The organism is Mycobacterium sp. E2989 (assembly GCF_001667595.1).
In the GTDB taxonomy this organism is placed as follows: Bacteria; Actinomycetota; Actinomycetes; order Mycobacteriales; family Mycobacteriaceae; genus Mycobacterium.
Map to the genome: position 1 here is coordinate 1 of NZ_LZJX01000039.1, position 26026 is coordinate 26026.

The 26026-nt window shown below is 67.6% G+C and carries 24 protein-coding genes; 13 read left to right on the top strand and 11 right to left on the bottom strand.

The window, feature by feature from the left end; translation table 11 throughout:
- Window positions 1–1182, top strand: a complete 1182-nt coding sequence (locus A5680_RS26000; RefSeq protein ID WP_067818021.1) for a hypothetical protein — start codon at window positions 1–3, stop codon at window positions 1180–1182.
- Window positions 1179–2024 carry an SDR family NAD(P)-dependent oxidoreductase gene (locus A5680_RS08015; RefSeq protein ID WP_067818024.1) on the top strand — a complete coding sequence of 282 codons (846 nt, stop codon included), beginning with the start codon at window positions 1179–1181 and terminating at the stop codon, window positions 2022–2024. The genes A5680_RS26000 and A5680_RS08015 overlap by 4 nt, the downstream gene beginning before the upstream one ends.
- Here A5680_RS08015 and A5680_RS08020 read toward each other — a convergent pair.
- The 3 genes from A5680_RS08020 to A5680_RS08030 form a co-directional block, all read right to left on the bottom strand.
- Window positions 2021–2896 carry an SMP-30/gluconolactonase/LRE family protein gene (locus tag A5680_RS08020; protein ID WP_197499743.1) on the bottom strand — a complete coding sequence of 292 codons (876 nt, stop codon included), beginning with the start codon at window positions 2894–2896 and terminating at the stop codon, window positions 2021–2023. The genes A5680_RS08015 and A5680_RS08020 overlap by 4 nt on opposite strands.
- A gap of 124 nt (window positions 2897–3020) precedes the next feature.
- A complete protein-coding gene (locus tag A5680_RS08025) occupies window positions 3021–6122 on the bottom strand; it encodes a DUF3427 domain-containing protein (RefSeq protein WP_197499744.1) in 3102 nt (1033 codons plus the stop codon).
- Window positions 6123–6278: 156 nt separating this feature from the next.
- Complete coding sequence (locus A5680_RS08030; protein WP_067818030.1) at window positions 6279–6746, bottom strand: VOC family protein; 468 nt, start codon at window positions 6744–6746, stop codon at window positions 6279–6281.
- An 88-nt stretch (window positions 6747–6834) separates the two neighbouring features.
- Here A5680_RS08030 and A5680_RS08035 point away from each other — a divergent pair, with 88 nt between their 5' ends.
- The 3 genes from A5680_RS08035 to A5680_RS08045 are packed head-to-tail and all read left to right on the top strand — an operon-like array spanning window position 6835 to window position 10247.
- Entirely contained in the window at window positions 6835–8088 is a 1254-nt protein-coding gene (locus A5680_RS08035) for a cytochrome P450 (protein WP_067818033.1), read from the top strand.
- The gene (locus tag A5680_RS08040) at window positions 8089–9249 is read left to right on the top strand and encodes a S9 family peptidase (protein WP_067818034.1); all 1161 of its coding nucleotides are present in this window, start codon (window positions 8089–8091) and stop codon (window positions 9247–9249) included.
- Entirely contained in the window at window positions 9246–10247 is a 1002-nt protein-coding gene (locus A5680_RS08045; protein ID WP_067818037.1) for a tocopherol cyclase family protein, read from the top strand. The genes A5680_RS08040 and A5680_RS08045 overlap by 4 nt, the downstream gene beginning before the upstream one ends.
- Window positions 10248–10251: 4 nt before the next feature.
- Here A5680_RS08045 and A5680_RS08050 read toward each other — a convergent pair whose 3' ends face one another.
- The 5 genes from A5680_RS08050 to A5680_RS08070 form a co-directional block, all read right to left on the bottom strand.
- Window positions 10252–11670: a serine/threonine-protein kinase gene (locus A5680_RS08050; protein WP_067818040.1), complete on the bottom strand. Its 1419-nt coding sequence runs from the start codon at window positions 11668–11670 to the stop codon at window positions 10252–10254.
- Between the two features lie 78 nt (window positions 11671–11748).
- On the bottom strand, window positions 11749–12138 hold the full coding sequence (locus tag A5680_RS08055; RefSeq protein ID WP_156669569.1) for a hypothetical protein: 390 nt from the start codon (window positions 12136–12138) through the stop codon (window positions 11749–11751).
- A 6-nt stretch (window positions 12139–12144) separates the two neighbouring features.
- Entirely contained in the window at window positions 12145–13281 is a 1137-nt protein-coding gene (locus A5680_RS08060; protein WP_067818043.1) for a serine/threonine-protein kinase, read from the bottom strand.
- A 118-nt stretch (window positions 13282–13399) separates the two neighbouring features.
- A complete protein-coding gene (locus A5680_RS08065) occupies window positions 13400–15217 on the bottom strand; it encodes an alpha/beta fold hydrolase (RefSeq protein ID WP_067818045.1) in 1818 nt (605 codons plus the stop codon).
- Entirely contained in the window at window positions 15214–15834 is a 621-nt protein-coding gene (locus tag A5680_RS08070; RefSeq protein ID WP_067818047.1) for a TetR/AcrR family transcriptional regulator, read from the bottom strand. Before A5680_RS08070 ends, A5680_RS08065 begins: the two co-directional genes overlap by 4 nt.
- A 53-nt stretch (window positions 15835–15887) precedes the next feature.
- Between A5680_RS08070 and A5680_RS08075 the strand changes: the two genes are divergently transcribed.
- A complete protein-coding gene (locus A5680_RS08075) occupies window positions 15888–16532 on the top strand; it encodes a polysaccharide deacetylase family protein (protein ID WP_067818050.1) in 645 nt (214 codons plus the stop codon).
- Window positions 16533–16538: 6 nt separating this feature from the next.
- Window positions 16539–17918: an FAD-binding oxidoreductase gene (locus A5680_RS08080; protein ID WP_067818053.1), complete on the top strand. Its 1380-nt coding sequence runs from the start codon at window positions 16539–16541 to the stop codon at window positions 17916–17918.
- On the opposite strand, the gene A5680_RS08085 is transcribed toward A5680_RS08080, so the two are convergent.
- A complete protein-coding gene (locus tag A5680_RS08085; RefSeq protein WP_067818055.1) occupies window positions 17915–18724 on the bottom strand; it encodes a lysophospholipid acyltransferase family protein in 810 nt (269 codons plus the stop codon). The genes A5680_RS08080 and A5680_RS08085 overlap by 4 nt on opposite strands.
- Before the next feature lie 427 nt (window positions 18725–19151).
- Here A5680_RS08085 and A5680_RS08090 point away from each other — a divergent pair, with 427 nt between their 5' ends.
- The 3 genes from A5680_RS08090 to A5680_RS08100 are packed head-to-tail and all read left to right on the top strand — an operon-like array spanning window position 19152 to window position 22272.
- Complete coding sequence (locus A5680_RS08090; RefSeq protein ID WP_067818058.1) at window positions 19152–20819, top strand: nitrite/sulfite reductase; 1668 nt, start codon at window positions 19152–19154, stop codon at window positions 20817–20819.
- A 14-nt stretch (window positions 20820–20833) separates the two neighbouring features.
- Window positions 20834–21559 (top strand): phosphoadenylyl-sulfate reductase, encoded by a 726-nt coding sequence (locus tag A5680_RS08095; RefSeq protein WP_067818061.1) that lies wholly within the window; start codon window positions 20834–20836, stop codon window positions 21557–21559.
- The gene (locus tag A5680_RS08100; RefSeq protein WP_067818063.1) at window positions 21556–22272 is read left to right on the top strand and encodes a sirohydrochlorin chelatase; all 717 of its coding nucleotides are present in this window, start codon (window positions 21556–21558) and stop codon (window positions 22270–22272) included. The genes A5680_RS08095 and A5680_RS08100 overlap by 4 nt, the downstream gene beginning before the upstream one ends.
- Here the strand turns inward: A5680_RS08100 and A5680_RS08105 are convergent.
- Entirely contained in the window at window positions 22236–23201 is a 966-nt protein-coding gene (locus tag A5680_RS08105) for a LysR family transcriptional regulator (RefSeq protein ID WP_067818118.1), read from the bottom strand. The genes A5680_RS08100 and A5680_RS08105 overlap by 37 nt on opposite strands.
- Window positions 23202–23299: 98 nt before the next feature.
- Between A5680_RS08105 and fdxA the strand changes: the two genes are divergently transcribed.
- Window positions 23300–23626 (top strand): ferredoxin, encoded by a 327-nt coding sequence (fdxA, locus tag A5680_RS08110; RefSeq protein ID WP_055405344.1) that lies wholly within the window; start codon window positions 23300–23302, stop codon window positions 23624–23626.
- A gap of 35 nt (window positions 23627–23661) precedes the next feature.
- Window positions 23662–24957: an alpha/beta hydrolase gene (locus A5680_RS08115; protein ID WP_055405345.1), complete on the top strand. Its 1296-nt coding sequence runs from the start codon at window positions 23662–23664 to the stop codon at window positions 24955–24957.
- On the opposite strand, the gene A5680_RS08120 is transcribed toward A5680_RS08115, so the two are convergent.
- A complete protein-coding gene (locus tag A5680_RS08120) occupies window positions 24903–25529 on the bottom strand; it encodes a TetR/AcrR family transcriptional regulator (RefSeq protein WP_055405346.1) in 627 nt (208 codons plus the stop codon). The two genes, A5680_RS08115 and A5680_RS08120, sit on opposite strands and share 55 nt — an antisense overlap.
- Before the next feature lie 62 nt (window positions 25530–25591).
- Here A5680_RS08120 and A5680_RS08125 point away from each other — a divergent pair, with 62 nt between their 5' ends.
- A complete protein-coding gene (locus A5680_RS08125; RefSeq protein ID WP_055405347.1) occupies window positions 25592–26017 on the top strand; it encodes a DUF1707 domain-containing protein in 426 nt (141 codons plus the stop codon).
- Window positions 26018–26026 lie beyond the last annotated feature (9 nt).

Below are 26026 nucleotides of genomic sequence, written 5' to 3' on the forward strand. Positions count from 1 at the left end.
GTGGCCGCCCGCAAGCCCCCGCGTCTGACCGTCGACGACTGGCTGCAGGCCGGCTGCGCGCTGCTCGCCGAGCAGGGTGTGCGCGTCGCGGGCATCGACAGCGCCTCGCTGGCGAACGCAGCGATCGCCGGGCTGGCCACGCTCCTGGCCGACTCCGGCAAGTACGTGCAGTTGCACCGCGACGCCGTGGACGCGCTGAGGGAAAGCAACCTGGTTCCAGTCACTGAGGGCGTCTTCCGGCTGACGACGGGCGCCGAGGACCTCTTTGCCCAATGGCGACCGGAGTTGCTCGGGCCGGAGGTGATGCTGTCGGCGCAGCTGCTTGCGGTGCAGATGGCGTTGAAGTCCGCGGTGGCCGAGGTGGAGGACGCCGTCCGGCGGGTGGAGGACAAGGTCGAGGCGGTGCTCGAGGTCGCTCGGGCGCAGCGCGCCGGCGACGTGCTCGGCAACAGCCTGACGGTCTCGCGAATGGTCGAGTCGTTGGACAAGTACGGGTCGCTACCCGACGCGTATTGGGATTCGGTGGCCGCGCTCGGGCCGGCGCTCAACGTCGCCGTCATGCAGCTGCGCAACCATGTCAGCCGTATCCTGGCGTCGTTCGGTCCCGAGTTGGCGGTGCAACAGCGCGCCGCGAAGCTGCGAAATGCCATGGCCGACAACCGACTTGGCGATACCCTGAGCCTGCTGGTGATCGCCGAGGAGGCGCTGCACAAGTGGCAGCGGCTGAACCTCGCGCGGATCGAGGCCAAGGAGCCAGAGCAGCTGCTGCGGGCGATTGATGAGGCACGCGGGCTCGTCGACCATCACCTGCGCGAAGACCTCGACATCTACCGGAGCGCTACTGAGGTGCTCGACCGGTTCGCACGGACGGCGGCCGTCGACGGCTTTCGGTTTTGGGCGGTGCGCGAGCTGGCGCGACAGCGCGGCGCCCTGCGTGATGAGTTCGACCGCTTCGCGAAGGCGCGCCAGCACCAAGTCGAGGCCTGGGAGGACTTCCACATCCCGAGCGTCTTCGATGCCGCCTTGGCCACGCTTGCGGCCGTCGGCGGTGTGACCGGCCGTGCGCTGGTGGCGGCCGGCCGAGGGGTCGCCTACTTGGGTGGGCACGTCGTCGCGCCGTTCCGTGGGCGAGGCGATGAACCGTCTCAGACGACCGGACTCGAGGAACACCAGTCGGCGTGATCGATCTGGGGCTCTCGGGTAAACGCGCGGTGGTGTCGGGTGCCGGCTACATTCCCGAGCGCGCGGGCCACGGCTGGTTCACGTCGCTGGCGCTGGCCGAGGCGGGCGCCTCGGTGGCCTGCATCGACATCGACGAGCAGCGCGCGGAGCAGGTTGCCGGCGAGATCGTCGGCCGGGGCGGTCATGCCGTCCCGATCGTCGCCGACATGACCGACCCCGAGCAGGTCGGACGGGCGATCGACGATGTCGAGGCGGCGCTGGGCGGTATCGACGTCTGCGTCGACATCATCGGCGGGGCGACCTGGTCGAAGGTCGAGGACTTCACGCCCCAATTATGGGACGCGGCAATCCATTACAACCTGACCCAGGTGTTCTATCTCTTTCAGGCCGCGTCCAGGTACATGATCGCCCAGGGCAGCGGCGGATCGCTGGTGGCGATCGCGTCGGTCGACGGCATCGCCTCGGCGACGTACCACGCCGCTTACGGTGCCGCGAAGGCCGGCGTGATTTCGTTAGTCAAGACGTTCGCGGATGAGTTGGGGCGGTACGGCATTCGCGCCAACGCGGTCGCGCCGGGCAACGTGGGGTCTGGCAACGAAGATCAGCCTCCTGGCGAGTACAACGTCAACGGGATCAACCCGCTGGCGGCGCCCCGCGCGCATGACATCGCCAACGCCGCATTGTTCCTGTCCTCCGAGTTGGCCGCCCGGATCACCGGCCAGACGCTCGTCGTGGACGGCGGTGCGACGATTCGGCAGCTGTGGGGATTGGGCGAGTCGATGATCCCGGCTGACCCGGAGCAGGCGCTGCCCGACTTTATGAGGCCCGGGCCGTCGGGCTAGCGCTGGTGGATTAGCGGCAGGCCGGGCACAGAGCTTCTGCCCTTGAGCACGTACGGGGTCGCGATCGAGCCGATGTAGATGTCGCGCATGTCGCGCCCGCCCCAGGCGATGCTGGTGGGGCTTTGTAGAAGCGCGCCGTCGGGGTCTTCTATCACGGTTGTCGCTTGACCGCCCGGGCTTATCGCAACGATCCGGTTGGCGAGAACCAATGTGACCCATAGGTTTCCGTGGGCGTCGAACGCACATCCGTCGGCCATTGCCCACCGGCGGCCCACCTCCGGGTCGGCCATTAGGCGGCCGGCGTCGCGGCCGAACTCATCGGGCCGTCGCTCCCCTAGCGGCGGCCCGAATCGCTCGTCGGGGCCGAGTGTTTCGCCTGCGATCGGAAATCGCACCACGTCGGCGGCCAGCGTGCGGACCACGTATAGGTAGTCCTCGTTGCGATCCAGCGCCATGCAGTTCGGGAAGCCCACGCCATCGGCGACCACCTGCGCCGATTGGCGATCCGGCGCGACGCGAAAGATGAACCCGTCGGCGGTGCCGCGCGCGATGGTATCCATCAGGTCGTCCGCCATCGTGCTCACCGAACACCACAAGGCGCCAGTCGAATCCACGCAGACGAAGTTCAGCCATCGCAGCGGGCGTCCGTTGAGTTGTCCGCTTAGGACCTCCGTGACCACGCCGGTCACCGGGTCGAGGTCCAGCAGGACGCCCAAGCCCCAGTTGGCAATCAGAAAGTGGCCGTTGCGGTCGAAGGCGATCCCGTTCGGCTCGCCACCGGCCTTGCCTATTCGCCGAACGGTGTTGTCGTCGATGAGTTCCGCGACAGCTGAGCCCTTGTCGGACGCGAACACCCGGCCATCGCCTGCCACCCCAACATGTTCCGGCCGATCCACGCCGCGCCCGAAGGGGTGCAAACCGGCTACCGTGACGGCGGTCTCGCCCGTTGCGCTCATCTATGCCCTTGTGAACTTGTAGCAAGTCATTTCTCAGCGCTCACGCCACCGCGGCCCGAGACGTCAGATAGACCTCAGTGGGCATCGACTGGTGGAGTCGCCAAGTGATCGCCATCGGCCTGTCCCCTTCATAGGACACGTAGTCGGCAGGACCAAGGAAAATGTAGGGCGCGGTGCCCAATGCGTTGTTCTTCGCCTCTCGAACGAAAAGCAGTATGTGCGAACCACGTTCGCGATGGTGGATGTAGCGCTGCCCTGTCGGTGAGGTGGACGACGTGGTCGACTGAGACTCCCAATGGAATAGATCTGGACTAAGCGCAAAATCGCGGTACATCGTCGTCGGCGAGTAGTCGCGGTCAGACTTCTTCAACGTAATCAGAAATGCGTCCGCGTTGACCGCCTCGCACCAGGCCACGCCCTCGCGCATAGTGCTAGGTGTTCGACGAAGCGAAGCGAAGCCCAGCGCGGCCAGGATCTCCTCACGGGTGTAACTCGCGTGGATTTCAAGAGGGACGTCGCCCAGGGCAGCCACCGCCCCACCAAGCCGGTAGGTATTGCGACGGGCCCGATCGAACGCGATGTCGATGACCTGGCGCATCTCGTCAGCCGCAGGCTGGTTCTTGAGGGCGTTGAGTCCTATTGCTGGGCTGTCGAACCCGCCGCCACTGGGGAACAGCGAGTAAAAAAGCATCTCGGCTAGGCGTTGGTCGGCAGGGCTTTTGATTTCAGCTGTTCCGTCGAGTATGGACCGATACGCCAGCCATCGGCGATGGTCGTCGACGTGGGCGAGCGCGCGGACGCGTTTGACGAGATCTGACTCGCGCGGGCCGGCTTCGGGGCCGAGCTTTCCGGCATCCCGGCACAGGGTCGTCCACGATCGCTTGTCTCTCAGGACGTCCTCCAGGTCCCGCCCCGTTGCCCCGAGATAGGACGCCAGCTTGTTATCAGGATGTGCGCGCACCTCGGAGACCAGCGCCGCCCACCTCGGTGCGACCTGCTGTTTGATGTTCTCGAGTACTAGATCACGTGCGATAGAGTCGAGCACGATCTGACTGCCCGAAGGCAGAAACGGAAAGCCCTCCTGAACCTGGCGCTGCAACGATCTCCCCCCGGCGCCTGTCAGCGCCCGGAATCGTTGGTCGAACCGGAACTCGCGACGCTGGTGCCCAACGAAATCCAGTGCAGTCAGCACTGTCTTTCCTTTCATTAGCCGTAGTCCACGCCCCAGTTGCTGTAGAAAGACCGTTGCGCTCTCGGTTGGTCGAAGGAAAAGCACGGTATCGACTTCAGGAATATCGAGGCCTTCGTTGAACAGGTCGACCGCGAAGAGAATGTTGATCTCGTGGTTGCGTAGCGCGGTCAGTGCATTGCGGCGATCGGCCGTGGGCGTGTCGGCGGACACTGCGCGTGCGGGGATACCAGCGTCGACGAAGCGTTGGGCCATGTAGCGAGCATGTTCGACGCTGACACAGAATCCCAAGGCACGCATAGCCGCAACATCGGCAACCTTGTCATTGAGCTCCTTGAGAACGATCCGGGTGCGGGCGTCGTCGCCGGTGTAAATACTGCTGAGAGCCGCCAGGTCATAGCCGCCTCGCCTCCACTGCACCGATTCAAGATCGGTTCCGTCGTGAATGCCAAAGTAGTGGAACGGGCACAGGAGGTTCTGCTCGAGCGCTTCCCAGAGCCGCAGCTCGGCCGCGACTCGTCCGCCAAAGAGGTCACGGACGTCGATGCCATCTGCGCGCTCTGGGGTTGCGGTCAGTCCCAAGAGTTCGATTGGGCGCACGTGGTCCAACAGCCGTCGGTACGACGCGGCTTCGGCGTGATGGAACTCGTCGATCACCACAATGTCGAAGCGATTTGGTTCGATGGTGGAAAGCCTGCCTCGGGAGAGGGACTGGATGCTGGCGAACACTTGCCGCCATTTCGTGGGTTCTTGCCCCTCGACCAAAAGCTCACCGAATGTGGCGTCGGTCAGCACCTCCTGGTACATGCGCCGAGACTGCTGCAGGATCTCCTTGCGATGCGCGACGAACAACAATGTGAGATCGCGACGATGGATGTCGCGAGCAAGGTGGCGATAATCCAGAGCGGCCATGACGGTTTTGCCGGTGCCCGTCGCGGCGACGAGCAGGTTGCGGTGCCGATCGTGAATGGTGCGTTCAGCGTCGAGATGTTCCAGCATCTCGGCCTGATGCGCCATTGGGTAAACGTCTAGCCCTGACAGCGTGATGGCGAGCGGGTCGCGCGGGCGCCTCCCCGATCCGGCCTCCAGGGCCGCGCGCAGACGGTCACCATCCTCCGCTGGCCGGTAGACCTCGAATTCTCGGTTTTCCCAGTAGGAGTCGAACGTGGTGCGGAACTTCTCCAGCAAATGTGGCGTGGACATCGCCGAAAGCCGGACATTCCATTCCAGTCCGTCGACCAGCGCGGCAGAGGACAAGTTGCTGGATCCGACGTAGGCAGTGTGGAATCCGGTGTTTCGACGCAGCAGCCACGCTTTGGCGTGCAAACGGGTGCGGTTGATTTCGTAGTTGACTCGAACCTCGGCGCCGAACTCGGTGACAAGGCGATCGAGCGCGCGAGCGTCCGTGGCCCCGAGGTAGGTGCTGGTGATGACGCGAATCGGGACGCCGCGCCGACGCAGCTCCTCTAGCTGGGCCTCAAGCAGACGCAGGCCGTGCCACTTCACAAACGCACAAAGCAAATCAACGCGGTCAGCGCTGGCGAATTCGGCGCGCAGTTCGGCGGCCAATGTCGGCTCGCTGCGGGCGTTGGTCATCAGCGCAGCGTCTGAAAATGGGGTCGCAGGTCGCGGCAAGCGGGTCGACCCAAGTGCCGTCGCAGTCATCACTTCCTCGAGGCGAGTAATCTTGCCGGGCTCTAACTGATGCAACACTTCCCCGTCCGCGTAGGCGTTCGGCAGGACCTCGAGAATCCGCTGAGCGAGTTCCGCTCGGTCCTCGGCGGTGGTAACGGTGCGCAGCGACTTCTCGATGATGGAGGCTAGGTGTCGCGCGATCGCCAGCGGCTGCTCGGCATAATCGACGGTGCCGTACTCCGGCCGCAGGTCCTCAAATCGACGCAGCTCACCGTTAAGCCGTTCGGTCAGCAGCGATTCATAGACGCCCAGATCCACGGGTCGCAGACTAACGAATGGGCTACCCCACAACGGGACTTTGCGCCTTTACACATGAAGTTTAGATACGCGTTATGAGATTGCGAGCAGCCGTGAGTACGGATTTCATGGGCAACCAGGTCCCCGGGCGGCGGAAATGGCCGCTGCCCATCGACGCTAAATGACCGCGCTAGAAGGCCGAGGCGGCAACGCCGACAACCAACCATCCGAAAGCAACTCCAACAGCTGCCCATCCGGATCCCGGATCATCGCCATCGCGTCGGTCACGGTCCCGTCGACTACCACTCCCCCGAACTCCGCCACCCGAGCCAACGCGCCGGCGAGGTCGGACACCGAAAACGAGATGTGCGTCAGCCCAACCTGATCCATGACGCGACCGGACCCGGCGTGAACTTGACGCTTCGAGTAGTCCATCAACTCCAGCACAAACCCATCCCGTACCAGATACGTCGCATGCACACCGAGCGGCTCGGGAAGCTGGACCAGCTTGGAGGTCGGGCCGTCGGGCGGGTCGAGCTCCCACCAAAACTGGAAGCCGAGCACATTTTCGTAGAACCGCCGCGACCGCTCGCGATCGGAGACGCACAGTCCGACGTGGTTGAAGGTCGTCCGGTGACTACTCATCGTGGCCTTTCTCGGCAGAACCCGGCGCGTAATAATGCAAAGATAGTGCAGATAGCCGATCGCGCGGCACGGTGGAGGACCAACCCAGATGACAATCCGTCCCGACGTCGCCGAAGACGCGATCGTCGACTTCGACCACCATTCCGACGCGTTCAACCTCAACGAAAACGCCATCAACAAAGACCTGAGAAGCAGGTGCCCCGTCGCCTGGAACAAGAATTACGGCGGATTCTGGTTCCTCAGCAGCTACGACGCGGTCAGCCGAACGGCCAGAGACGGTGACACCTTCGCCCACAAGTACGAGCCCAACTCAAAAGACGGCGTTGACTACCAAGGCGAGATGGGCGTCCCGCGCCCCGACGGCCAGCCGGCCCTGGGCATCGGCGAGGTCGACGGCCCGTACCATCAGGCGCTCAGACACGCCCTGGCCCCGTTCTTCTCCCCCGGCGCCGTCCAAAAACTCAAGCCCTTCATGGAACACAAGGCGCACGAGTTCCTCGACCAGAAAATCGAAGACGGCCGCATGGACCTCGTCCTCGACTACGCCAGCCCGGTCCCGGCCATCCTCACCATGAAGCTGATGGGCCTTCCCCTCGACAACTGGCACCTCTACGCCCACCTCTTCCACTCCGTCATGGCCGTGCCCCAGGACAGCGACGAGTACAAAAACGCCATCGCCAAGGTCCCGAAGATGATGGAAGAAGTCCTCGAGTACGCGGCCGGCAGACGGGCCAAACCGACCGACGACCTCACCAGCTTCCTCCTCCAGTTCGAGTTCGACGGCCACCGCCTCACCGACGACCAGCTGCTCAACATCCTCTGGAACCTCATCGGCGGCGGCGTCGACACCACCACCTCCCAAACTGCGCTCACGCTCCACCACCTGGGCACCCACCCAGACCTCAGGCAACAACTCATCGACCACCCCGCGCTCTACCGCACCGCCACCGACGAATTCCTGCGCTACTTCAGCGTCAACCAAACCCTCAGCCGCACAGTCACTCACGACGTCGAGCTCAACGGCCAACGCCTGAGAAAGAACGACAGAGTCGTCATCAGCTGGCTGTCGGCCAACCACGACGAAAAAGAATTCGAAAACCCCGACGAGATCATCCTCGACCGCGCGCCCAACCGTCACGTCGCCTTCGGCCTTGGGCCGCACCGCTGCATCGGCTCGCACCTCGCTAGGCTGATGGCCGAAGTCATGGTCAAAGCCGTCCTCGACCGCATCCCCGACTACCAAGTCGACGCCCAACACGTCCACCAATACCTCGGCAACCCCAGCATGACCGGGCTCGCCAACCTGCCGGTCACCTTCACCCCCGGAGCAAAGCGAGGCTAGATGCCCGCCAACCCGATCACCCAACTACTCGGGCCGTTCACCCGGACCGGCGGCTTCTACGCCCGCTCCTGGGGCACCTACCTGGATCGCCAGCCCGACGAGCTGCCGGTCGCCCGGCCCACCATCGCGCTCGCGGCGCAGGCATTCCGCGACGAAATCCTGCTGAGCGGCTTCAGCATGCTGCGCCGGGCCCCCGACGCCGAAACACTGGAACGAATCAACACAGAAGTCGTTGCGGCACAGGACTTATACAAAGATAAGGGCTGGCTCGACAATCCCGAGGGATTCTTCGCACCACCCCCACCGCTCAACGACGTGACCGTCAAGCGCGTGAGCAATATGGGACGCAACTACGAGCGGCTGTCCTTCGACAGCGACTACGACCCTTACGAAGGCGAACCCGGCCGGGACCGCTGGCGCAGCTACACCGGCAACAAGCGCGAATACGCGCTGATGTTCCGGCACCGCCGGCCCCGGCCCTGGCTGGTCTGCATCCACGGCGCCGAGATGGGACGCGCCGCGCTCGACCCGATGCTGTTCCACGCCTGGCATCTCTACCGGCAGCTCGACCTCAACGTCGTGCTCCCGGTGCTCCCCCTACACGGCCCCCGAGCAAGCGGCGGACCGAAGTTCCCCAGCGAGGACGTCCTCGACGACGTCCACGGCGCCGCCCAGGCGGTCTGGGACATCCGGCGGCTCATCGGCTGGATCCGCGCGCAACAGCCCGACGCCGAAATCGGCGTCAACGGCATCTCCCTGGGCGGCCTGATCTCGTCGCTGGTCGCCAGCCTCGACGACGGTCTCACCTGCGCCATCCTCGGCGTGCCCGCCGTCGACCTGGTGAACCTGGTCGGCCGCCACGCCAGCCTCAGCGGCCACGCCGCCCTGGGCCACACCATGAATGAAGCCAAGCCCCTCGGCCGCATGATCTCGCCACTGGCGCTGACCCCGCGCGTCCCGAAAGCGGGCCGCTTCATCTACGCGGGCCTCGCCGACCGGCTGGTCCACCCGCGCGACCAGGTCACCCGGCTCTGGGAGCACTGGGGCAAACCCGAAATCCAGTGGTACCCAGGCGGTCACACCGGATTCTTCCGCTCGCGGCCCGTGCAGCGCTTCATCGACGACGCGCTCGTGCAGTCGGGGCTGGCGGAGCGGAGATGACCGCCGCCTACCTGCGCTGGATAGCCGGGAACACGGTCGGGCCACTGGTCCATGCCTATCGACGCACCGGCGCCGACGTGCCCTTCGGCGATCCGGTTCCCTCGCACGGCACCGAAATGGAGGGCTGGTTCTGGCGCCTCACCGATGCCGCCTCGGGTCGCGTCGTCGTCGCGCTGTGCAGCGTGAACCGGCATCCCGACGGCGACTGGGCCACCGTCGCGGTAGCGCTGCATCCCGGCGACGTGGTGCGCTCCGCGGTCATGGACGGCGCCCACGCCGACTCGTCGACCTTCTCCCTACACGCCGGGACCGCTCCCGACTGCCGCCTGGTGGCGTACCTCGATCGGCTCCAGATCGACCTCGACGGCATCCATCTCAACCTGCATTTCACCGATCCGTTCAACTGGCCCAAGGCTTTCGGCGGAGGTGGGGTCTTCTCGTCGGTCCCGTTCCTCAACCAATACTGGCATCCCTACCGGCTCGGCGGAAAAGCCGGCGGCACAGTCGAATTCCGCGACCGCACGTGGTCGTTCAAGGGCGCCCGGCTGTACACGGAACGTAACTGGGGCGCGGGCTTCCCCGAGCGCTGGTGGTGGGGTCAGGCCCACGATTTCGGCGACGCCGACGTCTCGGTCGCGTTCTCTGGCGGCCTTCTTCAGCTCGGCCCGATCCGCAGGGACGTCACCGGTGTCGTCGTGCGGCTCGGCGACCGCGTCATTCGGGTGACCCCGCCGGCGCCCGTGCGATCGGACGTCGGCGACGGACGCTGGACCATATCGGCGCGCACACCCCGCTACCGCATCGAGCTGGACGGCGACGGCACCCACGCAGATCCGCACGTGCTACCCGTTCCGCTGCCCGCGCAGCGGCGCAACATCGACACCGATTGCGAGCACCTCGCGGGCCGATTACGTTGCAGGGTAAGGGAATACGGTCGGGTGGTGTTCGACGGCACCTGCGAGCTGGCCGGCCTGGAGGTCGGCAGCCGGCCGGCCTAGATCGTTACGACGCCGTCGCGTACTGCAGGACCGGCTCCGAGGAATCGACGTGGCTGCCGCTGATGATCCGCAGCCGATTGGGCCGCACCTCGTAGACGACGCCGTCGACCGGGTTGGTGACGTCGAACCCGTCCCCCGCGCGCTCCGCGTTGGACAGCTCGATGTGGGCGCCGTCGCTGATGCGCTCACCACGGTAGTAGTAACTGCCGCTGAGGTTTTGGCACACAACGGCTAGCGACTTGGCGGTGCGCACCACGGCGGCCGGCGGATTCCCCGGATCGCAGCGGGCCGTCTCGCCGACGAACCCTAGCCCGTCGGCGCCCCGCACCGGGGCCGACAGCGTCGGCGTCTTCGGCGGCGGCGGGCTGGATGGCGCCGGACCAGAAGGCTTAACGGCGGCCGGTGGCTGCGAACCGCCACCGGCCAAAGCCGAGACCAGCGCCACCAGAAGGCCGACGACGACCAGCGCCAGCGCCGCGCCGATCGCCAGCAGCGGCCCGCGGCCGCCAAAAGGCCGACGCGGCAACGGCGATGGCATCTCGACAATCGGATACGGGCTGAAACCGGTGTCGTCCGGATTCGGATACACCGCCTCGAACGGCCGGGTGCCAAGGGGCCCGGCGCCGACGCCAATCGGTTCGTACGCCGAGTTCACGGCTTCGCTCGCCGCCCGCGCGAGCTCACCCGCGGAGCCGAACCGCGCCGACCGCTGTTTGGCCATGCCGCGGGCGATCACGTCGTCGAAGGCCCGGCCCACGCCGCGGCGCATGATGCTGGGCCTCGGCGCCGGCGACAACAGGTGCGCGCGCTTCAACTCCTCCGCGCCGCCTTCGAACGGCGGCTGGCCGGTGAGGCATTCGTAGAGCAGGCAGGCCAGCGCGTACACATCGGTCTGCGGGCCGACGCGGCCGGTGGTGAACCGCTCGGGCGCCATATACACGCGAGAACCGTCCGCGATCCCGAAGTCGATCAGATACGCGAAGTGATCGGGCGTCAGCAGCACATGCTCCGGCCGCACGCCCAGGTGCACCAGCCCGGCGGCATGCGCGGCGTCCAGCGCCCGGGCCACCTGCGCGACGATCGACGCGGCCCGCGGCGCCTCCAACGCACCTTGCGAGCTCAGCAGGTCGCGCAGGCTGCCACCCTCGACCAGTTGCATGTCGACGAAGAACACCCCGTCGATCGAACCGAAGTCGTGCACCGGGATGACGTGGAGTTCGGTCGACCGCGCGGCAATCCCACACTCGCGCTGAAACCGTTGCTGGAAGTCATCTTCGGCCGCCATCGCGGCAGGCAACAGCTTGACCGCGACCGTCCGGTCGTTAACCGTGTCGTACGCCCGATAGACCTCGCCGGTCGCGCCCGCACCGATCAGTGAGCGCAGCTCGTAGGGGCCAAAACGGGTGCCGAGCCGCGAGGTCAATGGGCAGTCCTTTCGCTGGGCGGAACAGGTCCAGCCCGGCGGGTTCCCATATTGGCCGAGGACGTAACGTGCGGCGGCTCACGCGTGCGGCGGCACGGGGCACCAGAACAGGCCGCAGTTGAAGTTGGGCGGTCCGGCCGGCGCCGGGTGCGGGGTGGCGTTGATCGGGCCGCCGGGCCATCCGTAGACGGCGCCGCTGTCGGCGTCGACCACGCCGCGGTAGTCGTAGTAGTAGAGGTGGCACACGCCCATGTCCCAGTTGATGAAGTTGTCCGGGACACGCTCGCCGGGGCACCACTTGCCGCAGGTGTGCCCGGCCGGGCAGTTCCCGCCGACGTGGCCGTACGGGTCGGCCTGCGCGGTGCCGGCGGCCAACCCCGCGCCGATACCGGCCGTCAGCAGCGCGCCGGCCATCCACTTCTTGTTCATCCCGCAATCACACAACAAATCGCCGGCTACCGATCCCATATCGGCTCAGCCTCCGTGCCCACCCTTGTGCTTGGGTCCCCCGTGCCCGGGCGGCGGCGCTGGGGCCGGCTGCGGGGTGCTGCTAGGCGTGGTGGTGGTCGTCGTCGGGGGCGGCGCCGGTGTGGTGGTGGTCGTCGTGGGCGTGGGCGGTGGCGACGAGAACGGCGGATCGATGGCCAGCAGCAGCATCGCCAACAGGAACGCGGCGAGGATGCCCGCGACCCACCATTTGCGGCGGGGGCTGTGCGGCTCCAAAGCGGGGACGTAGGTCAGCACGGCGGGCGGCGGCGCCTCCATGACCCGGGTGCCGACGGGAGCCCTCACGGGTTCGGCGCCGAACAGCGCGGCGCGCATCGCGCCGGCCTCGTCGAATCGCGACGCGGGGTCGCGCGCCATCGCGCGTTCGATCGTGGCGGCGAGCGGCGGTGGCACGTCGGGGCGCAGGGCGGCGATCGGCGGCGGCGAGTCGTGCAGGATCGCGTGTGCCAGCGCGCCCAGGTCCTCCTGCGGGAACGGCCGCCGCCCGGTCAGCGCCTCGTAACCGACCACGCCGACGGCGTAGAGGTCGTCGACCACCGTGGCCGGTTTGGACGTCAGCCGCTCGGGGCTCAGATAGGCCATGCTCCCGACGACTTCGCCCGCCCGGGTGTAGGCGGCGCCGGCCGTTTTGGCGATGCCGAAGTCGGCGAGCTTGGGTTCGCCGGTGGCGGTGAACAGGATGTTGCCGGGCTTGACGTCGCGGTGCAGGATGCCGGCGTGATGCGCCTCGGCCAGGGCGTCCAGGACGCCGTCGAGGACGGCGTGCACGAACGGCGGCGGCAGCGGCCCGCGGGCGATGTGGTCGGCCAGCGACACGCCCGGCAGCCGCTCCATCACGATGAACGGCAACCCCTGATGCTCGCCGACGTCATGGACGACCACGACGTGCCGCCCGGTCAGCCGCGCGGCCGCTCGCGCCTCGGTGTCGAATCGCAGGCGGCTGTCGGGACGGTCCGCGATCCCGGGGTAGAGCAGCTTGACGGCGATGGGCCGGCCCAGCTTGCGGTCCCAGCCGTCGCGCACCTCGGCCATCGCCCCGCGGCCGAGCACACCCCGCAGCTCGTACCGGCCGTCGCCAAGGAGACCGCCCGGCGCCGGAGGCACTTCACCGCGGTGAGACTGAGTTCCCTGGAGGTCCGTGTCGATCTCCTGTCGGAAAGCTGGCTGGCCTGATTCCGAGTAACCACCCGATCCGGAATCGAAACTAGCTACTCAACAGGAGTCAAACAGCAGGCGGTTTCTGCACCGCCCCCGCGTACTCGCCGACGAAGCCGTTCCTCAGCCACCACCGCGGCTCGGTGTGCTCGAAGATTTCCTCGCCGAGGGCGCGCGTGCGCACCGACTTCTTGACGGGGAACGGGTTCATCCCCGACTTGTATTCGACCCCGACCATCGCGGGCCTGCCCGGCCGGCCTCGCCGGCGCAGCAGCTCGAAGCCGGCCCCCTCCAGCAGGGCGTTCAGCTCGGCGGGGCGGGGGAACCGGCGGAAGTCGTGGTTCGGCTTGTGCAGACCGAACACGAACAGCGGCCCGACGGTCACGAAGCACAGCCAGGTGCACACGTTGCGATCCGGTGCGACGTAGAACATCCGGCCGCCCGGTTTCAGCGCGCGGAACACGGTGTCCATCAGGCGGCGGTGCTCGGTGCAGTGGTCGAGCACCCCGTGTAGGTAGACCAGGTCGAAGCGGTTGTCCCCCAACACCTCCGGGTCACGCGCGTCACCGACGACGAACCTCACCCCGGCCCGGTCGGCGAACCGCCTGCGCGCGGCGTCGATCGACTTGTAGTCGACGTCGACGCCCACGACGTCCCAGCCGCGCAGCTCCGGATATCGGTCGAGCAATCCCGCGATCGCCCCGCCGGCGCCGCAACCGACCACCGCCATCCGCGGCCGCTCGCCCTCGATGGGCGGCAGGTAGTCGCGCAGGAAATCCCATGCCGCGTAGTCGATCTCGCCGACGAGCTCGGCGGTGAAGCGCCACTGGTCGCTCACCTCGGCGTTGGAGAAGTACCGCACGCCGCGCTCGATAGTGCCGTTGCTGATCCGCATCAGCAAGCGGTCGATCGCCGAATAGCGGTACTCGGGCTCGCCCGCCGCGTCGTTGGCCCGTTCGCGCTCGAGGAATTCGAAGAATCGCCGCTCTTCGGGTTCGATCGGCGCCTGCCACGACTTCGCGTCCCCGAGCACGCGTTCGGAAATCCACGAGTCGATCACGCGGCTGTACACGTTGGTGTCGAACAGCATCAGCTGGTGGCCACCGCCGGGCATCATAAAGAAGTCCTTGGGCCCGCCGATCCGCTCGAAGCAGGCCCGGCAGTGCTCGGCGCCGACGATTTCGTCGTGCTCCCCGCACGTGACAAGGACGGGTTTCGTGTTGGCAGCGGCCGGTTTTGGCGGCACGTAGTTGAACACCGAGTGGTAGCTCTTGAGCCCGTACCGCCAGACGTAGAACGGATCTTTCTTCTTCTTGTCCAGCAGCCCGGGGTCTTCCTGGTAGGCGGCCTCGAAGTCGATGACCCGCCGCAGTGGGACCCGCACCCGGTCGCCCAGCTTGTCCGCCGCCCACTTCGCCGGCCGCGACCGGAACAACCGGATCGCCGGGCTCATCGGCGTTTCGTGGTTCAACAAGATGTTCATGCACACCCCGGCCGTTACGGCCGGGCACGCGTCCAGCGCGTGGAACGCGACCTCGCCACCCTGGCTCGCGCCGTGCAGGACGACCGGGAGGGACGTACGCTGCGCCGCGTAATCGGTGACGGCCCTGGTGTCTTCGAGGAAGTCCGCGAAGCTGAACACGCCCGGCTCGCCCTCCGTGCGGCCGTGCCCGGTCAGGTCGAACGAATAGACGGCCGCCCGGTAATTGCGGCGCATGTGCTCGGCGAACGCGTCGTAACTCTCGCTGTTCCCCGCCGTGCCGTGCACCAGCACCAGGACGTAGTCCGCGTTGGGGTTGTCGTAGCGGCGCACGAAGATTCGTTTGCCGCCGGAGCCGACCACCGAATCTTCGACCATCGGTTGCACGGTGAGGTTGGCGGTCATCGCCTTTCCAATCCTTCGGTGATGCGGGCGGCGAGCAGTTGGGCGAACACGTCGAAGTCGCGCCGAAAGCCCGCCGCGTCGGATACGAACGGACGCTGCATGGACATACCCAGCAGCACGGTTTCGAAAAGGCGCACCGACTCGTCGATCAAGGGTTGCGGCGCGTCGTCGCCGGCGATGCTGCGCAGCGCGCCGGCGAGCTGCCGGCGCTGGGTGTCGCGATAGTCGACATACGCGGTCCGCAAGAACTCGTTGTGGTTGGCGGCCGCGGCGAACTCGACCATGAACATCACCGCGTCGATGTTGTCGATGAACAGGGCGTACATCAGGCCGGCCGCCTCGGTCAGGCCCTCGCGCACCGACATGCCGTGCGGCAGACGGGCCGACGCCGTGGCGAACATGCGCTTGGCCATGTCGTCGATGGCCGCCTGGAACAGCTTTTCCTTCGTCTCGAAGTGATAGTGCAGCAGCGTCTGCGAGACGCCGGCCCGCGTCGAGATCAGCTTCATCGAGGACTTTTCGTAGCCGTACGCGCAGAAGCATTCGATGGTCGTCTGCAGGATCCGCTGCCGGGCGGCGCCGGCGGGAACCTCGGACTTCGACACGGTGACGGTCACCCCGCCAGGGTACTAACTGATCGATCAGTCAGGCAAGAGTAGGATGTGGATCGATGCGACCGAGAATCACGTTGACCTTCGACAACGGCCCGACCCCCGGGGTCACGGACCAGGTTCTCGACGTCTTGGCCGAGCGCGGGATGTCGGCCATCTTCTTCGTCGTCGGCGAGAACGTCTCCTCCCCGGCGGGACATCGGTTGCTCGAGCGCGTCGTGCGCGACGGGCACCGGATCGGCAACCACTCCCTCACCCATGGCCGGCCCCTCGGCGAGCTCTCCGCGGCGGAAACCCTGCGCGAGATCCGCAGCACGCAGAAGATTTTGGACGGCTTCGGCGACGGCGGTCGCTACCTCCGGCCGTGGGGAACGGAGGGCGCACTGGAACGGCGCTGCCTGAACCCGACGGCGATCGAGTATCTCCTGACGGAGAAGTACACCTGCGTGCTGTGGAACAGCGTCCCCCGCGACTGGGCCGATCCGACCGGGTGGGTCGACCGGGCGCTCGCCGACACCCGTAGTCGACAGCACACCGTGGTGGTGCTGCACGACCTGCCCACCGGCGCGATGGAGCAGCTGCCAAGATTCCTCGACGGACTCGGCGGCGTGGACGTCACCACCGACCTCCCCGACGACTGCGTGCCGATCGTCGGCGGCGAGATGCGAGCGGCCATCGATCACCTCACTCCGGCGATAGGGTGAAGTCCCATGAGCGACATGACGGCGCGGTTCGCCGAGATCGTCGGCCAGCACAACCTGCTGACCGGCGACGCCATCCCCGAGGACTACTGGCACGACGAGGTGCTGACCAAGCCGCCGCAGCGCCCGGCGCACGTCGCCAAACCGGCCAGCGCGGAAGCGGTTTCGCAATTGCTGAAGGCTGCCTCGGACAACAAAGTGCCGGTGACGGCCCGCGGGTCGGGGACGGGGTTGTCGGGCGCGGCCATCCCGCGGGCCGACGGGCTGCTGATCTCCTTCGAGCGGATGAACGCCGTGCTGGAAGTCGACACCACCAACCAGGTCGCCGTCGTCCAGCCGGGCGTGACGCTCACCGAGCTGGACGCTGCGACCGCCGACACCGGCCTGCGCTACATGGTGCACCCGGGCGAGCTGTCGTCCAGCGTGGGCGGCAACGTCGGCACCAACGCCGGCGGGATGAACGCCGTCAAGTACGGCATCGCCCGCCAGAACGTGCTCGGGTTGCAGGCGGCGCTGCCGACCGGTGAGCTCATCCGCACCGGCGGCAAGATCGCCAAGATCTCCACCGGCTACGACCTCACCCAGCTCATCGTCGGCTCCGAGGGCACCCTGGCCCTGGCCACCGAGGTGACCGTCAAGCTGCACCCGCGGCTCGACCACAACGCCGCCGTGCTCGCGCCGTTCGCCGACTTCGACCAGGTCATGACGGCGGTCCCCAAAATCGTGGGAAGCGGCCTCGCGCCCTACATCCTGGAGTACATCGACAACGTGACGATGGCCGCGCTGGTCCACACCCAGAACCTGGAGTTGGGCATTCCCGACAGCGTCCGCGACAGCTGCGACGCGTATCTCGTTGTGGCCCTTGAAAACCGGACGGCGGAGCGGCTGGACGAGGACGTCGAGAAGGTCGGCGAGCTGCTGGCCGAACTGGGCGCCGTGGATGCCTATGTGCTGGAAGGCGGTTCGGCGCGCAAGCTGATCGAGGCGCGCGAGAAGGCGTTCTGGACGCTGAAGGCCGTCGGCGCCGACGACCTCATCGACACCGTGGTGCCGCGCGGCGCGATGCCGAAGTTCCTGTCCGCCGCCCGCGGATTGGCGGCGGCCGCCGGCGGCGCCGCGGCGGGCTGCGGGCACGCCGGCGACGGCAACGTGCACCTGGCCATCTTCTGCAAGGACCCGGACACCCGCAAGAAGCTGATGACCGACATCTTCGCGCTGGCAATGGAATCGGGCGGCGCCATCTCCGGCGAACACGGCCTGGGCCGCGCCAAGACCCCCTACTACCTCGAACTCGAAGACCCGGTGAAGATCGACCTGATGCGCCGCATCAAGCACAGCTTCGACCCGGCAGGCATCCTCAACCCCGACGTGGTGTTCGCGGGAGCCTAACCGATCACCGGGTAATGACGCTGGGCGGCAAGCTCTTTCAGCCCTTTCTGCATCACCCACCGCACGTGCGCGTCGACACGCTTGACGTCGTGCGCGTCGGCGAACCGGGCAACGTTGATGGGCGGCAACACCTCGGTGACGAGCTTGGTGGGCAGCGGCATGTTGACCGGCGCGAGCACGCTGAGCCCGAACGGAAAGCCGAACGTGATGGGCAGGATGTCGGTTCGGAAGAATTTGCGCTCCAGCTTGGTGAGCCGCAGCGCCCGGGATAGCCACCGGCCGCGGCTCACGAAGAACTGGCTCTCCTGCCCGCCGATGGAGACGGCGGGAACGATCGGGACGTTGGCCTCGATCGCGGTGGTGATGTAACCGGTGCGCCCGTCGAAGTCGATGGTGTTCTCCCGCAAGGTGGACCGGTAGACGTCGAAGTCGCCGCCGGGGAAGACCAGCACCGGTGAGCCGGAGGCCAAGGCCTTGGCGGCGTTCTCGCGCGTCGCCCGGATCACCCCCGTGCGCCGGAAGAACTCACCGGCGGGCCCGGCGAAGATGGTGTCGAAAGCGAGCGCGTACAGCGGGCGGTCGTAGCCGTACTTGTCGTAGTAGTCGACGGCCAACACCGACCAATCGAACGTGGTCATGCCGCCGGAATGATTCCCCACCATCAACGACGCCCCGGGCGGGATATTGTCCAGGCCCCGCACCTCGGACCGGAAATAGTGCTTGACGATCGGGCGGGTCAGCGCGACGACATGTTCGGTCAGGTCGCGGTCCCATTTGTCGACGTCGGTCGAGTCGCTGTGGCTCATGTGTACCTCGCTCGCCGTTGAGCGTGAGCTGATGCTACGCCCGCCGCTCCGCGCCGCCCCCGGTTTCGCCGCACGAACTTCCCCGGCGAGTTCGAGGGATTAGGCGAGGTGCCCGCCTCATAGCGACAACCGGCCGACTCGGGCCGTTCCGCGTTGTGCTGCCCGCGAATTGTCGCTATGAGGCGGGCACGTAGGGTGCCTCCGATTCCAGAGGCTGCTGTGGCGGGTGTGACTCAAATCGCGCACACACACAACCAACCGTTGTGCCCTCACAACGGCGCGACCTCTACTCGCCGACACCCATGCCGGGCACCATGAAGCCATGAGACGTGGGCGCAACGAAGCGCCCGTCCCCTAACGAAGACAACATCATCGCGTCGATGCCGCGGCCGGCAGCCCTGCAGCCCAGCACCGCGAAGGAGCACCCATGACCACAGCACGTCCGGCCAAGACCCGCAGCGAGGGCCAGTGGTCGCTGGGCGACCGCGAACCGCTCAACGACACCGAGAAGATCAAGAACGACGACGCGCCGCTCAACGTGCGCGACCGGATCATCAACGTCTACGCCCACCAGGGTTTCGACAGCATCGACCACTCGGATCTGCGCGGGCGCTTCCGCTGGATGGGCCTGTACACCCAGCGCGAGCAGGGCTACGACGGCAGCTGGACCGGCGACGACAACACCGACAAGATCGAAGCCAAGTACTTCATGATGCGCGTCCGCACGGACGGGAAACCGTTGACGGCGCACGCGATGCGCACGCTCGGTCAGATCTCGACCGAATTCGCCCGCGACACCGCCGACATCAGCGACCGGGAAAACCTGCAGCTGCACTGGATTCGCATCGAGGACGTCCCCGAGATCTGGCGGCGCCTGGATTCCGTCGGACTGCAGACCACCGAGGCCTGCGGTGACTGCCCGCGCGGCATCCACGGTTCGCCGCTGGCCGGCGACTCGCTCGACGAGGTGCTCGACCCCTCCCCCGCGATCGACGAGATCGTCCGGCGCTCCATGAACAACCCCGAATACGCCAACCTGCCACGCAAATACAAGACCGCGGTCTCGGGCCTGCAGGACGTCTCGCACGAAACCCACGACGTCGCGTTCGTCGGCGTCAACCACCCCGAGCACGGACCCGGCCTGGACCTGTGGGTGGGCGGTGGCCTGTCGACCAATCCGATGCTGGCCCAACGGGTCGGCGTGTGGGTCCCGCTGGACGAGGTGCCCGACGTGTGGGAGGCCGTCACCAAGGCGTTCCGCGACCACGGCTACCGGCGGCTGCGCGCCAAGGCCCGGCTGAAATTCCTGATCAAGGACTGGGGCGTCGAAAAGTTCCGCGAGGTCCTCGAAACCGAGTACCTGCACCGACGGCTCATCGACGGCCCGGCGCCCGAGCCGGTCAAGCAGACCATCGACCACGTCGGCGTGCAGAAGATCAAGAACGGGCACAACGCCATTGGCGTCGCCCCAATCGCCGGCCGCGTCTCGGGCACCACACTGTCGGCGGTGGCCGACCTGATGGAGAAGGTCGGCTCCGACCGGGCCCGGCTGACCCCGTTCCAGAAGCTGGTCATCCTCGACGTGCCCGACGACCGCGTCGACGAGACGGTGGCAGCACTCGATGACCTCGGCCTGCCGTCGCGGCCCTCCGCGTGGCGCAAGAACACCATGGCCTGCACCGGCATCGAGTTCTGCAAGCTGTCCTTCGCCGAAACCCGCGTCCGCACACAGACTTTGGTGCCCGAGTTGGAGCAGCGCCTGGCCGACGTCGACTCCAGGCTGGACGTGCCGATCAGCGTCCATCTCAACGGGTGCCCGAACTCGTGCGCGCGAATCCAGGTGGCCGACATCGGCTTCAAGGGCCAGTGGATCGACGACGGCGAGGGCAATTCGGTCGAGGGCTTCCAGGTCCACCTGGGCGGCGGCCTGGGCGAGGCGAGCGGGTTCGGCCGAAAGCTGCGTCAGCACAAGGTGACCAGCGACGAGCTCGGCGACTACATCGACCGGGTGACCCGCAACTTCCTCGAACGCCGGGAGGGCAACGAGACCTTCGCGTCCTGGGCGCTGCGCGCCGACGAGGCCGACCTGCGATAGGAGCTGAGGACCCGATGGTGGCGATCAACTTCACCAAGGAACAGCTGCGCGAGCTGGCCGAGCGCGGCGCCGCCGAGATGGAGGACGCGGGCGCCGTCGAGGTCCTGCGGTGGACCGACGAGCACTTCGGCGGTGCCGACGGCCCGGGTTGCCAGTACGTGGTCGCCGCCAATATGCAAGACGCCGTAATGGTTTCGCTCGCCGCCGAGGTGCGGCCGGGCGTGCCGGTGGTGTTCCTGGACACCGGCTACCACTTCGCCGAAACGATCGGCACCCGCGACGCGGTCGAGTCCGCCTACGACATCCACCTGCTCAACGTCACCCCCGAGCACACCGTCGCCGAGCAGGACGAACTGCTGGGCAAGGACCTGTTCGCCCGCGACCCCAACGAATGCTGCCGCCGGCGCAAGGTCCTGCCCCTGCGTCGCGCGCTGCGCGGCTACGCGGCGTGGGTCAGCGGGCTGCGCCGGGCGGAGGCCGCCACCCGCGCGAACGCGCCACTGATCAGCTTCGACGAATCGTTCGAGCTGATCAAAATCAACCCCATCGCGGCCTGGACCGACGAGGACGTCCGGGACTACATCGAGCGCCACAACGTGCTGGTCAACCCGCTGGTCGAGGAGGGCTACCCGTCGATCGGCTGCGCCCCGTGCACCAGCAAGCCGGCCGAGGGTGACGATCCTCGTAGCGGGCGCTGGCGGGGACGAAACAAGGTCGAATGCGGGTTACACGCCTCATGAGCACGCTGGTACTCACCGCCCACGGCAGCCGCGACCCCCGGTCGGGCGCCAACGCGCGCGCGGTGGCCGACCGGCTGGCCGGCCTGCGCCCCGACCTCGACGTGCGGCTGGCGTTCCTCGAGCTCAACGAGCCGAACTTCGTCGACGTGTTGGCCGGCCTGCCCGACAGCCGCCGCGCGGTGGTCGCCCCGCTGCTGCTGGCCAGCGCGTACCACGCGCGCCTGGACATCCCGAAGCAGATCGCGGACGCCGGGGCCCACGGCATCCGGCAGGCCGACGTGCTCGGCGAGGACGGGCGGCTGGTCTCGGTGCTGCGGGAGCGCCTGGCCGAGGTGGGGGTCTCCCCGCTCGACGAGGACCTCGGCGTGATGGTCGTCGCGATCGGCTCGTCCAACGCCGCGGCGAACGCCCGGACGGCGACGGTGGCGTCCCGGCTCGTGGTCGGCACCCGGTGGGCCGCGGCGACGACGGCCTTCGCCACCCGGCCCGAGGCGTCGGTGCCCCGCGCCGCCGCCCAGCTGCGCCGCCGCGGGGCGCGGCGGCTGGTCATCGCGCCGTGGTTCCTGGCCCCGGGCCTGCTCACCGACGGCGTCTCAACCTTCGCGCGGGACAACGACATTCCGATGGCCGCGCCGCTGGGCGCGCACCGGCTGGTGGCCGAGACCGTGCTCGATCGCTACGACGAGGCGCTGGAGGCCGACGCCGCGGCCTGACGGCTGACGATGTGGCTCAACAGGTCTCGCACCGCCCCGGCCGGCGGGGTGCGACCGCCCACCCAGATCGCGCGGAACTTGCGCCGTAGGTCCAACTTCGGGATGGTGACCGCGCTCAGGCGCCCGACCGCCAGGTCGTCGGCCACCGCCAGCCGGCTCATCGCCGCGGGCCCGGCGCCGGCGAGGACGGCGGCGCGCATCGCCGCCGCCGACGTCAGCTCCAGCACGGGGGGCGCCTGCTCCATGTCCTCGCCCAGCACGTGACGCAGCGCCTGGGTGAGCGAATCCCGGATGCCCGAATGCGGTTCGCGAGCCACCAGCGGCGTTTCCGCGAGTTCGCGGGCGGTCACGCCCCGCGCCCGCCGCGTCCACTTGTGGCCGGGCGGCACCACGATCACCAGTTCGTCCTGCCCCACCACACAGGTCGCCAATCCCTTTGGCGTGCCAGGGTTTTCGACGAAGCCGAGGTCGACGCTGCCGTCGCGGACCGCGGCGATGGCGTGCTCGCTGTTGGTGGCGGTCAAGATCACCTGCGGCGCGGTGCTATTGCGCCGCGTTGCCTCGGTCTGCAGCGACAGCAGCCAGTGTGGCATCAGCTGTTCGGAGATGGTCTGGCTGGCCGCGACCCTGATCCGCTCGCGCCCCTCCTTGCGCAGCGAGCCCATGCCCGCGTCGATCTCGGTGGCGACCTCGAGCAACCGTCGGGCCCAGTCGGCGACGATCAGGCCCGCCGGGGTCAGCTGCGAGCCGCGCGTGGTCCGCACCGCCAGCGTGACGCCGATCTGGGCCTCCATCGATGCGAGGCGCCGCGAGATGGCCTGCTGGGTCAGCCCGAGTTCGCGCGCGGCGCGGCCCAGGCTGCCGGTCTCGGCGATCGCCAGGAACACCTCGAACGAGGCGAGCTCGGGCATCCGAGGGCTGAGCGGCATGATCACTCACAATCATTTCGTGTGACACAACGATAGCTTGTGACTCCACAACGACCGTGCCTCTACTCGCCCGTGGCCCCGACAAGAACCATGGAGGCATGGCCTATGTGATCGCCGAACCCTGCGTCGACATCAAGGACAAGGCGTGCATCGAGGAATGCCCCGTCGACTGCATCTACGAGGGGGCGCGGATGCTCTACATCCACCCCGACGAGTGCGTCGACTGCGGGGCCTGTGAGCCGGTGTGCCCGGTCGAGTCCATCTACTACGAAGACGACCTGCCGGCCGAATACGGCGAGTACACGCAGATCAACGCCGACTTCTTCGCCGAACTCGGCTCGCCCGGCGGCGCGGCGAAGGTCGGGCTGACCGAAAACGACCCCGCCGCGGTCAAGGGCCTGGAGAGCCGGGCCGAGGCCACGTAACCACCTGCCGCAGGGGCTTTTCGTAAGGTGAGCTCATGCGGACAGCTCGAATCATCCACGTCATCCGGCAGCTAGGGTCGCTCGTGGTCACCGCGGTGACCGCGGTGTCCACGCTCAACGCCTACCGGCCGTTGGCGCGCAGTGGCTACCTGTCGCTGTTCTCGTGGTTTTTCGGCCTGGTCGTCACCGAGTTGCCGCTGCAGACCCTGGTCAGCCAGCTCGGCGGGCTGGCGTTGACGGCCCGACGGCTCACCCCGGCGGTGCGGACGCTGGCCTGGCTGACCGCCGCCGCATCGGCGGCGGGCTTGCTGAACTTCAGCCGGGCAGGCCATCAAGCCAACGTGCCGCTCACCCAGGCGCTCGACGCCGGGCTGGGCTCGGACCGGCGCACCGACTCGGCCGACCTGTGGCGCCGGCCCAAGGGCGCGGGCATCGCCAAGGCGCCGGGCCTGCTGCGCATGTTGCGGATTTACCGCGACTACGCCCACGACTCCGACATCAGCTACGGCGAATACGGCGGCGCCAACCATCTCGACATCTGGCGACGGCCCGACCTGGACCCGAACGGCAAGGCGCCCGTGCTCTTCCAAATCCCGGGCGGCGCCTGGACGACGGGAAACAAACGCGGACAAGCCCATCCGCTGATGAGCCACCTTGCCGAACTCGGCTGGATTTGCGTGGCGATCAACTACCGGCACAGCCCGCGTAACACCTGGCCGGCCCACATCGTCGACGTCAAGCGCGCCCTGGTGTGGGTGAAGCAGCACATCGCCGAGTACGGCGGCGATCCCGAATTCATCGCGATCACCGGCGGTTCGGCCGGCGGCCACCTGTCGTCGCTGGCCGCGCTCACCCCCAACGACCCCCAGTTCCAGCCCGGATTCGAGGACGCCGACACCCGGGTGCAGGCGGCCGTGCCGTTCTACGGGATCTACGACTTCACCCGGCTCGACGACTCGATGCACGCGATGATGCCCGGGTTGCTGATCAAGTCGATCATCAAGCAGCGGCCCTCGACGCACCACGACACGTTCGCCGCCGCGTCGCCGACCCATCGGGTAAACCCCGACGCCCCACCGTTTTTCGTGCTGCACGGCAAGAACGACTCGTTGGCCTTCGTCGAGCAGGCCCGCGACTTCACCGCCAAGCTGCGCGACGTGAGCAACCAACCCGTCGTGTACGCCGAATTGCCTTACACCCAGCACGCTTTCGACATCTTCGGCTCGGCCCGCGCGGTGCACGCCGCGGTCGCCGTCGAACAATTCCTCGCCGAGGTCTACGCGAGCACCCGGGCCACCGCGCCCGCGACCATGGCCTCCGGATCCGCCTGAATCCCGACCGCCTGTAGTTCGCCGCCGATCGCGAGCGACGCGACGCCGTGCACCAGCGACCATAGCGGCGCGGCGAGCTCGCGCGGGTCCCGACCGCCCGAGACGCCCAAGACGCCCGCCCGCTGGCAGTCGGCGATCGCGTCGAGCAGATCCCCGAACGCCTGCTCGCCGGCGACGGCCAGGCCGGGATGGTCGGCCTTGGACAGCTCGGCGCCGAACATCACCCGGTAGTGGTCGGGGTGGGCGACGGCCCAGCGCACGTACGCGCGGCCGAGTTGGACTACCCGATCCTTGGGGTCCGGCGCGGAGGCGGCCGCGGCCAATTCGGCGTGCAGCTCACCGAAACCCTGTTCGGCCACCGTCGCGAGCAACGCCGCCTTGTCGGCGAAGTGCCGGTACGGGGCGGCGGCGCTGACCCCGGCCCGGCGGGCCGCCTCGGTCAGCGTGAAGCCCTTGGGCCCCTTTTCGGCGACCAACGACAGTGCGGCGCTGGTCAGGGCGCGTTTCAGGTCGCCGTGGTGGTAGCTGTCCCGCCGCACCGCCCCGGTCGGCGATTTTCGCTCGCGTGCCATGTTGACGAGATTAACATTAGGGACTATGTTAAAGCCATTCACATCCGAAGGAAGGGGACGAAATGGACCCGCAACTGACCCCCCGCGCCGGCGACCGCGACCGGGAGCGGGCGGCAACCCGCCTGGGCCAGGCGCTCGCGCAGGGCTACCTGGAACTCGACGAATACGACCGACGCGTGCGGGCGGTGTTCGCCGCGCAGACCACCGGGGAGCTGCGTGAGCTGCTCGCCGACCTTCCGCTCGAGCGCATTCGCCGCGCGGACCCGCGGCGCCGCGCCGCCCGCATCCAGGCCGCCCGCCGCGGGGTGCGCATTCACCTCGGCGCCTATCTCGCGATGACCGTCATCGTGCTCACCGTGTGGGCGGCCGTCGCCGCCACCACCGGCGCCACGTACTTCTGGCCGGTATGGCCCATCCTCGGCGCCGGGATCGGTCTCGTCAGCCACGCGCTGGGCATCCGCCCGGCCGTGAAAACCGTTGCGCGGTAGGGGTTTGCC

What these genes read in the sequence shown, in the direction of transcription:
- A5680_RS08030 (WP_067818030.1), bottom strand. Translation starts at nt 6,746, where the DNA reads ATGAGTAGTCACCGGACGACCTTCAACCACGTCGGACTGTGCGTCTCC.
- A5680_RS08035 (WP_067818033.1), top strand. Translation starts at nt 6,835, where the DNA reads ATGACAATCCGTCCCGACGTCGCCGAAGACGCGATCGTCGACTTCGAC.
- A5680_RS08040 (WP_067818034.1), top strand. Translation starts at nt 8,089, where the DNA reads ATGCCCGCCAACCCGATCACCCAACTACTCGGGCCGTTCACCCGGACC.
- A5680_RS08045 (WP_067818037.1), top strand. Translation starts at nt 9,246, where the DNA reads ATGACCGCCGCCTACCTGCGCTGGATAGCCGGGAACACGGTCGGGCCA.
- A5680_RS08055 (WP_156669569.1), bottom strand. Translation starts at nt 12,138, where the DNA reads ATGGGATCGGTAGCCGGCGATTTGTTGTGTGATTGCGGGATGAACAAG.
- A5680_RS08065 (WP_067818045.1), bottom strand. Translation starts at nt 15,217, where the DNA reads ATGACCGCCAACCTCACCGTGCAACCGATGGTCGAAGATTCGGTGGTC.
- A5680_RS08075 (WP_067818050.1), top strand. Translation starts at nt 15,888, where the DNA reads ATGCGACCGAGAATCACGTTGACCTTCGACAACGGCCCGACCCCCGGG.
- A5680_RS08080 (WP_067818053.1), top strand. Translation starts at nt 16,539, where the DNA reads ATGAGCGACATGACGGCGCGGTTCGCCGAGATCGTCGGCCAGCACAAC.
- A5680_RS08085 (WP_067818055.1), bottom strand. Translation starts at nt 18,724, where the DNA reads ATGAGCCACAGCGACTCGACCGACGTCGACAAATGGGACCGCGACCTG.
- A5680_RS08090 (WP_067818058.1), top strand. Translation starts at nt 19,152, where the DNA reads ATGACCACAGCACGTCCGGCCAAGACCCGCAGCGAGGGCCAGTGGTCG.
- A5680_RS08095 (WP_067818061.1), top strand. Translation starts at nt 20,834, where the DNA reads ATGGTGGCGATCAACTTCACCAAGGAACAGCTGCGCGAGCTGGCCGAG.
- A5680_RS08100 (WP_067818063.1), top strand. Translation starts at nt 21,556, where the DNA reads ATGAGCACGCTGGTACTCACCGCCCACGGCAGCCGCGACCCCCGGTCG.
- A5680_RS08105 (WP_067818118.1), bottom strand. Translation starts at nt 23,201, where the DNA reads ATGCCGCTCAGCCCTCGGATGCCCGAGCTCGCCTCGTTCGAGGTGTTC.
- fdxA (WP_055405344.1), top strand. Translation starts at nt 23,300, where the DNA reads ATGGCCTATGTGATCGCCGAACCCTGCGTCGACATCAAGGACAAGGCG.
- A5680_RS08115 (WP_055405345.1), top strand. Translation starts at nt 23,662, where the DNA reads ATGCGGACAGCTCGAATCATCCACGTCATCCGGCAGCTAGGGTCGCTC.
- A5680_RS08120 (WP_055405346.1), bottom strand. Translation starts at nt 25,529, where the DNA reads ATGGCACGCGAGCGAAAATCGCCGACCGGGGCGGTGCGGCGGGACAGC.
- A5680_RS08125 (WP_055405347.1), top strand. Translation starts at nt 25,592, where the DNA reads ATGGACCCGCAACTGACCCCCCGCGCCGGCGACCGCGACCGGGAGCGG.